The sequence below is a fragment of the Grimontia sp. AD028 genome (genome assembly GCF_000973155.1).
GTDB classification, from domain to species: domain Bacteria; phylum Pseudomonadota; class Gammaproteobacteria; order Enterobacterales; family Vibrionaceae; genus Enterovibrio; species Enterovibrio indicus.
The window spans coordinates 17,184-29,054 of sequence record NZ_LASY01000009.1; the positions used below are offsets into that span (position 1 = coordinate 17,184).

Here is an 11,871-nt window from a genome sequence, read left to right on the forward strand (position 1 = left end):
TCCCGCATTGCGGGTGGAGTACTTTCTTGTCGCTATCTTTCAATGTTCTCGCCGAACGTTTTACTCAGTTGGATCGTTTGCTCTCTTCGTATACCTCGTTTTGGCAAGGCGTACCATTTGACTGTCTCGATTTGCCATGGCGTGAGAGCCACCCAGAACTTTGCGAATGGTTAGATACACAATCTCTCGATGAACTGGAAAGCTGGAAAGCAGACCCCGCAGCGTTGTCCAAGGTGCTTAGCAAGTGGCTTCCAGATGCAGAAACGTTGGTTGGGTTATCGGCAGTAGCGACTCCGAAATCCAATGATGTTCCCTGTGATGCCCATTGGTCGACTGGCGTTCCCGGTCGTAAATGGTCGCAAATCAGCACATTTACCTCGGCTGTAATTGGTGGAGAGGGGGAGCGTTGGCTGGAATGGTGCGCGGGGAAAGGATATCTCGGACGTATTCTCGCGGTGACGAAAAACGCCAAGGTTACCAGTCTGGAATGGCAACAGGCGCTTTGTGAAGATGGTCAGGCATATGCCGACAAACATAAGTTGCCGATGCAGTTTGTTCAAGGCGATGCCTTTGCAAAAGAAAGCCGACAATTGGTCGAAAGCTGTGATCATGCGGTGGCGTTGCACGCCTGCGGCGATTTGCATGTGACACTGTTACGTCACGCAGTGGAAGCTAAACCAACTTCAGTGTCGGTTTCACCGTGTTGCTACCACCTCATCCAGAGCAAGCAGTATCAACCGTTGTCTTCGTTAGCAAAAGCATCCGAATTGTCGCTCAGCAAACATGACTTAAAGCTTCCCTTGCAGGAAACCGTGACGGCTGGGCAAACCGTGAGGAACAAACGTTTTATCGAAGTCAGCTTTCGATTGGGCTTTGATGCTCTGCAGAGACGCCTATCTAAAACTGAGAAGTATCTTCCGGTTCCTAATGTACAAAAGTCTTTGTTAAATGAAGGGTTTGAGGCATTCTGCTGTTGGGCCGCTGAACAAAAAGGCATCACTTTACCAAAAGATGTCCAGTTTGATGATTTCCTAAAAATCGGAGAAAGCCGGTTCCACACTGTAGAGAAAATGGAGACCGTTCGGACGCTGTTCCGCCGTCCACTCGAAATATGGTTGGTTCTCGACCGAGCCCTTTATATGACGGAAAACGGGTACCACACTGATATCTCGACATTTTGCTCTCGGGAACTGACACCGAGGAATTTGCTGATTCATGCCATAAGGAAAAAATAAATGGCACTGAGCGCGGAAGAGCTCGTCTTAATTGTGCTGGCATTAAGTGCCGGCGCTTTTGTTCAGAGCCTGATTGGTTTTGGGCTTGCCATTGTCTCCGCCCCCATTCTCATGTTTATCGACCCTTCGTTGGTTCCAGCCGCCGTCACATTGGTGACCTTGGGGTTGGCGATAGTGAATACTTGGCAATATCGCAGCCAGCTATCACTCAAAGGGATTGGCTGGGCGTTCGTTGGGCGTATCCCCGGTACCTTTGTTGCTTCAGCTTTGCTTTTTTATCTCTCCGTAAACGCACTTGAGCTCCTGATGGGGATTGCAGTTCTCATCGCGGTTGTGGCCAGTATCTTCAAATTTGCGGTAGAACCGAACAATAGGAATATGTTCTGGGCAGGGTTTGCTGCAGCCATCATGGGAACGACAACCGGGATTGGCGGGCCACCCATGGCCTTGGTGCTTCAGAAGCTGGATGTCGTCAGACTCAGGGCAACGCTCGCAGGTTATTTCATTTTCAGCTGTGCGATTTCATTAGGCGCACAAGCGCTGGCTGGATACTTCACCTTGTGGCATTTGAAAGTCAGCCTGATTTCCCTGCCATTCGTTTTATTATCTTCGGTGTTGGCACTCCGCCTTGCGCCTTTTGTCAGGGCTGAGTGGGTGAGATATGGGCTGCTGATCTTATGTGGTTTTGCCGGTATAGCACTTCTGAGCAAGGGGCTTGCTTAGTCGATTGAAACCAGCGGCGCTTCGTCGGTTTCACTGATGCAAAAAAGCCAGCGATTAATCGCTGGCTCTTTTTATCGCTCGAAGGCCTTTTAGAACTTCAGGCTGACCTGCATACCAATAAACTGGCTGTCATATGGAGCACCGGCATCTGCTGCATAACGCGCTGCATCCTGGTTGTTAAACCAAGGGTCGTAGTTCATGCGCACTTCGGTATCGCCCTGCCACAAGTTGGTTACCCAACCGTGAATATGACCCACAGGGTTTAGCAGGAACAGGCTGACGCCACCCAAGGTGTCTGAGCCCAGCACTTCACCACCGTCTGCGACGATGTTTTGCTCGGTCAGGTACATCCATTCACCCACTGCGGCACCGAACAGTGGTGTCACGATGATGTCCTGAATGGATGGCACTTCCGCGAAAGCTTCAACACCATACTCCCAGAAGAAGGTCGACATAGTGAACGAGTAGAGGAAAGACTCGAATTCAGTGAAACCAGAGTGACGGGCTGCAGTGTAGTAAACACCGCCAAAATACGGGTGCATCACATAGTTCAGATAATGGTCGTCTTTATCCCAAACTGGGCCAGCAGAGACGTTGTCCCACCATTTTTTACCGAGGTTGGAAAAGTCGCGGTCTTCCGGTGTCCAGTTGGTCACGCTCTCCGGCAGGAAAGTCATCAGGCCAACGGTGGCCACACTCAATCCTAAAATGGTGTAAGTTTGGCCCATCAGGTAGTCCCAGTCTTTACCTGAAGAGGTTGACAGGTAACGAGGTAAACCTTGTGAACGGTACTCATTGACATCGAAAGCATAGCCAGTATCCACAGGCTGAGCATTGTCTAACGCGGGCAGCGAATAGGCGCTGGCCGTGTTGTAGTGATATGCCTGCTGTTCGAAGTTGATAGTGGACGCATCGAAAGCGGAAACAGAATGAGTTACAAATAAAGCGGCCGCGGCGATAGTAGAGCGAAAACGCACGTAGGATCTCCCACACAAACAAAATGCCAAACCTCATCACATCGTCAAGAGTGGGGGGCTTGGCATGAAAAAAAGTCGAATTTAATGACGCTGAGTCATTCGGCACTATTCGGTACGTCCTTTAAGAAGAATGCCGAGACAATTGGTTACTACCCGATACCGTGTGCTAATTGTGAGGCAATCACGGAAAGGCCGCCAATCATAGCAATGGAAAGGGCTACTTTTCCACCGAAAACTTGATATTGGTCGCGATTTAAACCTAAACGGCGTACTTTCTGAGCCATCAAAACGGGAAGCACAACTGCCAGAATCACCAAAGCTATTGACGCAAAACCCAGCGCGGTAATGAATCCTTGCGGATAGAACAAAGCGACTAGCATGGGTGGAAGAAAAGTCACTAAACCAGTCTGAAACCGGCCTTTTACCGAAGCTGGGCGCTTTAGCATGTCAGCGATGAAGTCGAAAAGCCCCAGACTGACACCAAGAAACGACGTTGCCAGTGCCAAATCAGCAAACAGTGAGATTGCATTGGCTATGCGAGCCGAATCTACTGCAACACTAATGGATTGAATAAACATCCCCAAGTTTGTGTTTTCAGCAAGCGTAGACGCACCCAACACGCCAAAACTCGCAGCTTGCCAGAGCACGTAAATAACCAGTGGCAGGGCGGAGCCAATCAGCATCACTTTTCTTAATACGTGAATATTGAGCCCGGTGTAAGCAACCACTGACGGAATACTGCCGTGAAAGCCAAATGAGGTGAACATGACAGGAATCGCTGCAATCAATAGCCCTTCCTGCAGTGGCAAGGAAACCAGATTTTGCCCTTCTCCCAAGGGAAGCAGTAATGCAAGGGAGAGCCCAAGAAGCACGACTTTCAGCAGAAACAACCCTCGGTTAATGACATCAACTTTTTGAGTGCCCAACATCACCACGGTTGCCACCAGAGCGGTAAACAGAATGATACCTGCGCTCGGTGGTATCGATTCCGTCGCTGCTAATGCGGTCAGTTTATGGTGGAACTGGCCTCCGCCACCTGCAATGTAGGCAGCACAAAGCGCATACAACAGAAACAGAGTGGCAGCGCTCGCCACCCATTGGCCCTTTTTCCCGAGAAACTGTCTGGCGAGACTGTTTAAGGTCGCGTTAGCAGGTGCATGTTGGTGAACCTCAAGCATCAGTAAAGCGGTATAGCTCATGAGCATCCACATCGCGATCATCAGAATCAGCGAATGAGTAAATCCCAACCCTGCTGATGCAAGGGGAAGGGCTAACATACCTGCACCAATCGTGGTGCCAGCGATGATCAAAGTGCTTCCTAAAACTTTATTGCGCATAATCGACTTCTTGTAATGATATGTTTACATTTTAAGTGTTGTATAGGGTGAATGCTGCTGTAACCCAGCCAGAATATAGAGTTCTGTTTTGCTGTAAAGTTATATGTAAGTATATAAGTACGATTGGTGTAATTTTTTATTTACGATTGTGCTGGGGTATATCTTGCTGTGAAAGTAGGTTGAATTTGAATCGCATCAGGTGAGTATTTTTTGTGCTTGAACGGGCTTCCTGATAACGTTTGAGTATTAATACAGTCTGAACAAGGAGATATCGGTGGAACACAGCAAACTTCGAGTTGCAATGCTCAGCACTGGTGAGGAAGTGCTTCACGGAGACATCACCGATACCAATGCAGCCTGGTTGTCGAGACGCTGCTTTGAAGAAGGGTTCGCCATGCACCGTCGTGTGACGGTGGGGGATGCTCTGGATGACATCGCTATTGAGCTGGTTAGATGCAGTCAGGTGTCAGATGTGGTGATCGTCAATGGTGGTCTTGGGCCAACCACGGATGATTTGACCACAGAAGCCATGGCAATGGCGATGGATGTCGATCTGGAACTCAACAGTCATTGGTTGTCGGAGCTTAAAAGCCGTTTTGAAAAGAACGGTAAGACGATGCCAAAAAGTAACATCAAACAGGCGATGCTGCCGGAAGGCAGTGAACTGGTGGACAACCCGGTTGGTAGCGCTTGTGGCTTCGCCGCCAAACTCAATGACTGTTTGTTCTTCTTCACGCCAGGCGTGCCAAGTGAATTTAAGCAGATGTTCGACAATGAAATCCTACCAAGGCTCCAAGAACGCTTTCCAAATACTTATCGCCGGGAAATTAACCGTTTCTACACGTTTGGATTTTCAGAATCTCTTCTGAATGACAAATTTGAGTCTTTAGCGTTGCCAGAAGGTTTCGAGCTGGGATACCGCTCTTCCTTGCCTTTTATCGAGGTGAAAGTGTTCTCCCCTCGCCAACATTCTGAAATCTCGCTGGTGGCGGATGGTATAAGGAACGTTCTTGGCGATTTGATGGTGGGGGATAACCTCCCCATGTTGGAATCGGTCGGCGTATTGCTTGAAGAGTCGGGCCTCAAGCTAGCGGTTGCCGAGAAATTTTCCGGTGGTTATCTCACCAATTGGCTGAACCAAGATGACGATACGCGCCAGGCACTTGTCCAGTCTTGGGTGTTGAGTGAATCTACACTGACTGCAGATGGGGATTACAATCCGCTGGCCGCAGTGCTCGCCATGGCAGCTGCTTCCCGCGATAATGCAGGTGCCAATATTGGTCTTGCCTGCGGAAATCTCGAAGCGGGTAGAGTGGCGCTTGGTTTGTCGTCTCAGGAAGGTGATTGGGGAGTGATTGTGAAGCCGCGTCGCAACCAGACACCGGAGAACTTTCGGATTTACTGCAGTACCATGTTGCTCGACCTACTTAGACGTTATCTAACCGGCCAAAACATGTTCCCGGAGATTGCCTCACTGGTGACGTTGGAGTCGCTTCATATTCCCGTCGAGGAAGTAGAAGACCCTGAGTAATGAAAGAATGGCCTGATAATCAGGCCATTTTTCTTCATACATTTCAACGCTATCGGTAGATGTTTAGATTGAGGGCTTTTGCCACTTCCGCAATCATCCTCTGCCCACGCACACTGTTGCCGGATTCATCCAAGGGTGGAGAAAATGCCGCGATGCCACATTTCCCCGGAGCGACCGCAAGCAATCCGCCACCAACGCCACTTTTGCCAGGAAGACCCACTTCAAACGCCCAGTCACCGGAGTAGTCATACAAACCTTCCATGGTCATCTCTGCGAGTAAAGGAGCCACATTGTCTCGAGACATAATCTGATAGCCAGACATAGGGTTGACGCCTTTGTTTGCAAATGTGGCGGCCAGCACAGCCAGATCTTTACACGTCACGAGTGTGGAGCATTGTCTGGTGTAAACCTCGCAAGCTTCCATTGGGTCGCAGAAACAGTTCCCTGCGGCATAAAGCAGCCATGCAATACCACGGTTATGGAAGTTTGTTGTCTGCTCCGACTGGTTGATTTCCTCTGACAGTGTCACGTTTCCTGCGGTGATTCGTCGCTGCATGTCCAAAATGCGTTGCCACCTTTGTTCTGGATTATCTGCTTTCAGCAGGCTGACACTGGCCATTGCGCCCGCATTGACTAACGGAGAGAGAGGCTTGTCCTGATGTTCACATAAAGCCAATACCGAATTGAATGGAAGGCCGGTAGGTTCCGCTCCAATCTTTTCACGAACCGTTTCGGACCCGACATCTTCCATCAGCAAAGCCAGCGTCACCACTTTGGATATGGATTCAATGGCAAAGCCGAAGTCACTGTCGCCAGCTTGATAAACGTCACCATCAGCCGTGACCACGACTAATGCTGTCAATTCTGAAGGAACTGAAGCGAGATAAGGAATGTAACTGGCATTCTCACCACCTGAGAGATCGCGAAACTGATGGTAAGTATCGTTAACCAAAGCCTGAAGCTCGCTGGCAGAAGGGAGATGATTCATTGTGCGTCTCCTTTCCCTTCTCGGTGCATTTCGGTGACAGATTCCGTGTGACGGTCAGAGTGGTTCTCCACACCAGGGTGCACACCTTCTACCTGCCATGTAAATGGCGCAAAGTCAGAGTTCTCGCTCCGCCAGTGCGGCTTCCTCGCGGCATATATCAGAAAAGGAATAATGGCGAACACCAGACTGAGGCCAACAAGGATAGAAATAAATGTTGTTGGGCTACCTACAGCAATTTGGCTCGGCGGGATAAAGCTGAACGCGAAGGCAATCGCCGAGCTGGTAAAACCCACTCCGGCAAACACATACAAGCCTTTTTTTCCTCCCGGCACACGATATGGGCGTGGGCGATTAGGTTGACTAAAGCGCAGGTAAATCGCCGCTGAGAACATCAGCATATACAGAGTAAGGTAGATAACCGCGGCTAGCTGACTCAGGATTTGGTAAGCGGCTTCTACCGACGGTAGAACCACGAAGGTAACGGCAAGGAAACTCACAATGATGCCTTGCACCAAGAGAATGTGGGTCGCCATGCCGTTCTTGTTAGTGTGCTGCCAGAACCTTGGCATATAACCCGCCTTGGCGACTTCAAGCAAACCAGTGGATGGGCCTGCAACCCAGGTGACAATACCAGCAAGCACGCCAATGGCGAGGCAAATCGCCATAATCGGACCGAGGAAACCCAGTCCCGCCCATTTGAACATATCGAAGTAGGCCACCAACAGACTTTGGGTCAGGTTGATGTCTGCACTTGGGATCACAAAGGCGATGGCGAGAGTGCCAAGCACAAAGATCACCACAGTACCCAATGCCGCCATACCAATGGCAAGGGGATAAGAGCGGGTAGGGTTATCCAGATCTTTAACGTGGATGGCGTTCATCTCCATCCCGGCATAAAAAAGGAAAATACTGGCAGCCAGCACCACATTGTTGAAGTTGGAAAGGTCAGGCACCAAGTCTTTCCATGCCAGCTCAATCTGGATTTTTTCTCCGCTGAACAGAAAGGCAAAGCCAAGTAGTATCAGGATAATGGCGGGAATAATGGTACCAATGATACCGCCCCACTTAGACAGTAAGGTAAAGGCTGCTACCCCGCGAAAAGCGACAAAGGTTGCGAACCAGTAAATTGCGAGCACGATAGCCAGTACAAAGAATTTGTTTTCTGATAGGGCGGCATCAAAGGTTTGATCTGGGCCGATAAAGGCCAGCGAAACCGCACCAAACGTCAATGCCGTGGGGAACCAAACGCACACCTGAACGAAGAGCAAGAACATCGCCATAAAGGCGAGCTTTGGCCCAAAGGCTTCACCCACCCAGCGGAATATACCGCCTTTTTCTGGCCAGCCTGTAGCGAGCTCGGCCGCGACCAATGAGACAGGCACCAGAAAGAATGCCGCAGCGAAGACATAGAAGAACACTGAGCTCAATCCATACTCGGCTTCGGCAGGCAGCCCTCTGAGGCTGACTACGGCCACAATATTCATGATCGCGAAGGTAACGACGCTGATTTTTCCTACTTCTTTTGCGCCAACTGAAGAATCTTTTTTGTTATTCATTTGGATAGTCCTTTACCTGCCAGGCCGGCTCTGGCCTGACAGTGGGTGATGTAAAGAGCTGTAAGACTAAGATCAGCCGTGGTGGAAAGTAGAAGTCGCACCGGAATGGACTTGTGGATATTGCTTGAAGTAGTCAACGCAGCGCTTCAGATCTTCCAGTAGCAAAGCAACCATGTCTTTGCTGACGCCATGCCGGATCATAATGCGTTGAATGACTGTGTCCTGACGATTGCCAGGAAGAGGATAAGAAGCAATTTGCCAGCCTCGCATTCGCATTCGGTCAGAGAGGTCATAGAGGGTAAACCCCCAATCGCCTTCATTCAGGCTGTAGCTTAGGGCTGGCAAACCTCCCCGTCCGTCGTAGAAAAGATCGAAAGGCCCAATCTTAGCGATTTCATCTGCGAGCCACTGTGCGGTCTTCAGACACGTTGTCTGAATGCCCTTGTAGCCATCAAAGCCAAGACGGAGGAAGTTGTAATATTGCGCGACGATTTGTCCACCAGGACGAGAGAAGTTAAGAGCGAAGGTCGGCATGTTCCCACCGAGGTAATCCACGTTGAACACCAAGTCTTCGGGAAGATGCTGCTTATCACGCCATACTACCCAGCCAACGCCGAGGGGCGCGAGGCCATATTTGTGACCAGAACTGTTGATGGAAACCACGCGGGGCAACCTGAAATCCCATTTCAATTCAGGGCTTACGAAAGGTGCGATAAAACCGCCTGAAGCGCCGTCAACGTGAATAGGAATGTCGAGCCCGGTTTCCGCTTGGAGCTCATCCAGCTTTTTGGAAATGGTTTCTACCGGCTCGAATACACAGGTGTAGGTCACCCCAAGAGTCGGAACCACACCGATGGTGTTTTCATCGACGTATTCTGAAAGCTTGTCTGGGTTCATGCAGACTTCGTCACCATCAAGTGGAATTTCGCGCATTTCCACATCGAAGTAACGGGCGAATTTGTGCCAACAAATTTGCACGGGTCCACAAACAATATTGGGTTTATCGGCGGGCTTTCCCTGTGCCTCGCGTTTCGCTCGCCAGTTCCATTTCATGGCGAGGCCACCCAGTATGGCTGCTTCTGAAGAGCCAGTGGTTGAACAGCCGACCGTAGTGTCACTCTCCGGGCTATTCCAAAGCTTGGCGAGGATATGAACACAGCGGGCCTCGATTTCCGCGGTTTGGGGATATTCATCTTTATCGATCATGTTTTTGTCGATACAGACATCCATCAAATCGTGAACACTGGGCTCCATCCAGGTCGAGCAGAACGTCGCCAAATTCTGGCGCGCGTTGCCATCCATCAACAACTCATCTTTCAACAGTTGGGCAATCAGCTCCGGTGATTGGCTTTGTTGGGGAAGGGAATACTTGGGAAGCTGGGTTTGAGAGAGGGCCTCTTCGTAAATATCTTCTATTTCAGGGTCTTGTTTGTTGGTGAAGTGCAATCCCATTGTCTGCTCCTTATAAGGGTTTTTATTGCAGTCCTGATTGAGTTTTCAACGGTATGGAAAATCCTAGTTGCGCCTTACACGTTGAGACCTGTTTCAGTATTAGATTGCATATTTCTATGAAGTGACTGAAATATGAGATAAGCCGGAGAGAAGTCCTGAATGTGATGTATTTGTGAGCAGAGAATAAAGTGCGCCTACTAGAAAGCGCACTTTAAAGTGAGGAGAATTAGTTAAACAAGTTCGGTAAGAACATGACTAGCCCTTCGGAGAAAGTCAGTAACATCAACACAGCGAACAATGCGCCCAGCAGAGGTGCTGCTTCACGCACAAAGTCGACCATTCTTACCCTGAGTATCGAGCAAACGGTAAACATCATGGAACCAAACGGCGGCGTGACACCACCAATCATAATGTTCACGATAACCACGATACCGAAGTGTACAGGGTTGATGCCGAGGTTCAGCACAGCTGGTAGCAGCAGCGGCGTCAGAATGATCATCGCCGCACCGCCTTCAATGAACATACCGACAACGAGCAGAAGAATGTTGATGATCAGCAGTAGCGCATACTTGTTATCGGTAAGTCCAATCAACATGGATGCGACGTTCTGGGGAATTTGTTCCAGAGTCATGTAGTAACCGAAGACCAATGCCCCCACGATGATAAACATGACGCTGCTGGTGCCTTGAATGGTTTCCCGCAAGATCTGCACAAAGTGCTGAGGTTTAAGCTCGCGATAGATCAGCAGGCCAATGATGGTACATAACAACACCGCAATCGCACCGGCTTCTGTTGGCGTAAACAGGCCAAAGCGCATACCCAGAATGATACCGAATGGGATCAGCAGCGCAGGTATGGCTTTCCCGAAATAATGAAAGCGCTCTTTTGCTGAGGCAGGCTTTTCACGGGAAGGCTTGTAGTTACGCTTTTTGGCAATGAAAGCGATGGTGATCATCAGTGACGCAGCCATCAAGAACGCAGGCACATATCCGGCAATAAACATCGAATGCACAGATACGTTGGCGAGCAGCGCGAAGATGATGAGGTTGATGCCTGGCGGGATCACTGGGCTGATGCTGGATGAAGTAGCAGTGACAGCGGCAGTAAACGCCACATCATAGCCTCGTTTCGTCATCTCAGGAGCCAGTATCTTTGACTGCATGGCAGCATCAGCATTTGCAGAGCCTGAAATGCCACCCATAAGGGTACTCAGCATGACGTTAACATGCGCTAAGCCACCGGTTTTATGACCAATCAGAGAGTCAGCAAAGGCAAGCAAGTTCCGGCTTATTCCCGAATAGTTCATGATTGAACCGACCATAATGAAAAAGGGTATGGCCAAAAGGGGGAATGACGACACGCTGGAAATAAAACGCTGCATCACCAGACTGACGGGCAGAGAGTCATTGATAAACAGGAAGTACACCATTGCTGACGCTATTAAAGAGAACGCAATGGGGATGTTTAAAAGGAATAAAACAAAAAGAAGTATGATAGGTATATAGATATCCACTGCATTCACCTACTGCGCTTCGTTAGAAGGTTCAGATGGCTTGAGGTCGTCGAGGATGAACCGAACCGTATGAATCGCCATTAATGAAAAACACACAACTAACACTCCGTTGATGGTGAAATATGACATGCCCATGACGGGGGTCACTTTCGTTGAGAGCATGGTGTAGTTGAAGCTCAGGTAAGCCATCAGAATGTTGAGCGCCAAGAGAAAGAAAGAGATCATCAGGCGAAAATATCGCTGCCCTGACGCAGGGATAAAACTCAGAATGACATCAACGCCCATGTGCAGCTTGTGCTTGTAGCAAGAGCTGATCCCAAAGTAGACCGCCCAGGTAAAGCAGATCACGGAAAGCTCCTCACTCCATGGCACGACGAAGCCGAGACCATAGCGCAAGAAAACGTTGATGATGACTACCAGAACAGTGATAGAAATCGCTATAGAGGCAAGGATTTCCTCTAAGTTGTATATAAATCGCATTACAACTCCAACACATAGAAAAACGCCCCACTAGGGGCTGTTGACCTTTGGTGGTTAAGTTTTGTTCTCGCTATAAGCG

General features: G+C 49.5%; 10 protein-coding genes. 3 read left to right on the forward strand and 7 right to left on the reverse strand.

Annotated elements, in window-relative coordinates; translation table 11 throughout:
* The first annotated feature begins 26 nt into the window (after window positions 1-26).
* Together RN22_RS02575 and RN22_RS02580 are read left to right on the forward strand one after the other, a co-directional pair.
* Window positions 27-1,235 (forward strand): methyltransferase, encoded by a 1,209-nt coding sequence (locus tag RN22_RS02575; RefSeq protein ID WP_046302967.1) that lies wholly within the window; start codon window positions 27-29, stop codon window positions 1,233-1,235.
* Window positions 1,236-1,958 carry a sulfite exporter TauE/SafE family protein gene (locus tag RN22_RS02580; protein ID WP_046302968.1) on the forward strand — a complete coding sequence of 241 codons (723 nt, stop codon included), beginning with the start codon at window positions 1,236-1,238 and terminating at the stop codon, window positions 1,956-1,958.
* 89 nt (window positions 1,959-2,047) lie between these two features.
* Here the strand turns inward: RN22_RS02580 and RN22_RS02585 are convergent, their stop codons facing one another.
* Together RN22_RS02585 and RN22_RS02590 are read right to left on the reverse strand one after the other, a co-directional pair.
* Window positions 2,048-2,935, reverse strand: coding sequence for a DUF3943 domain-containing protein (locus RN22_RS02585; RefSeq protein WP_002539209.1), 888 nt, complete (start codon window positions 2,933-2,935; stop codon window positions 2,048-2,050).
* 149 nt (window positions 2,936-3,084) lie between these two features.
* Window positions 3,085-4,272 carry an aromatic amino acid transport family protein gene (locus RN22_RS02590; RefSeq protein WP_046302969.1) on the reverse strand — a complete coding sequence of 396 codons (1,188 nt, stop codon included), beginning with the start codon at window positions 4,270-4,272 and terminating at the stop codon, window positions 3,085-3,087.
* Between the two features lie 274 nt (window positions 4,273-4,546).
* Between RN22_RS02590 and RN22_RS02595 the strand changes: the two genes are divergently transcribed.
* A complete protein-coding gene (locus RN22_RS02595) occupies window positions 4,547-5,803 on the forward strand; it encodes a CinA family nicotinamide mononucleotide deamidase-related protein (protein WP_231590832.1) in 1,257 nt (418 codons plus the stop codon).
* 49 nt (window positions 5,804-5,852) lie between these two features.
* Here RN22_RS02595 and glsA read toward each other — a convergent pair whose 3' ends face one another.
* The 5 genes from glsA to RN22_RS02620 form a co-directional block, all read right to left on the reverse strand.
* Complete coding sequence (gene glsA, locus RN22_RS02600) at window positions 5,853-6,791, reverse strand: glutaminase A (protein WP_046302970.1); 939 nt, start codon at window positions 6,789-6,791, stop codon at window positions 5,853-5,855.
* Complete coding sequence (gadC, locus tag RN22_RS02605) at window positions 6,788-8,347, reverse strand: putative glutamine/gamma-aminobutyrate antiporter GadC (protein ID WP_046302971.1); 1,560 nt, start codon at window positions 8,345-8,347, stop codon at window positions 6,788-6,790. Before gadC ends, glsA begins: the two co-directional genes overlap by 4 nt.
* A gap of 72 nt (window positions 8,348-8,419) precedes the next feature.
* On the reverse strand, window positions 8,420-9,799 hold the full coding sequence (locus RN22_RS02610) for a glutamate decarboxylase (RefSeq protein ID WP_046302972.1): 1,380 nt from the start codon (window positions 9,797-9,799) through the stop codon (window positions 8,420-8,422).
* Window positions 9,800-10,025: 226 nt separating this feature from the next.
* A complete protein-coding gene (locus RN22_RS02615) occupies window positions 10,026-11,312 on the reverse strand; it encodes a TRAP transporter large permease (protein WP_197076239.1) in 1,287 nt (428 codons plus the stop codon).
* A gap of 9 nt (window positions 11,313-11,321) precedes the next feature.
* Entirely contained in the window at window positions 11,322-11,792 is a 471-nt protein-coding gene (locus RN22_RS02620) for a TRAP transporter small permease (RefSeq protein WP_002539218.1), read from the reverse strand.
* Window positions 11,793-11,871 lie beyond the last annotated feature (79 nt).

Coding starts and splice junctions, on each gene's coding strand:
- RN22_RS02580 (WP_046302968.1), top strand. CDS start 1,236: ATGGCACTGAGCGCGGAAGAGCTCGTCTTAATTGTGCTGGCATTAAGT.
- RN22_RS02590 (WP_046302969.1), bottom strand. CDS start 4,272: ATGCGCAATAAAGTTTTAGGAAGCACTTTGATCATCGCTGGCACCACG.
- glsA (WP_046302970.1), bottom strand. CDS start 6,791: ATGAATCATCTCCCTTCTGCCAGCGAGCTTCAGGCTTTGGTTAACGAT.
- gadC (WP_046302971.1), bottom strand. CDS start 8,347: ATGAATAACAAAAAAGATTCTTCAGTTGGCGCAAAAGAAGTAGGAAAA.
- RN22_RS02610 (WP_046302972.1), bottom strand. CDS start 9,799: ATGGGATTGCACTTCACCAACAAACAAGACCCTGAAATAGAAGATATT.
- RN22_RS02620 (WP_002539218.1), bottom strand. CDS start 11,792: ATGCGATTTATATACAACTTAGAGGAAATCCTTGCCTCTATAGCGATT.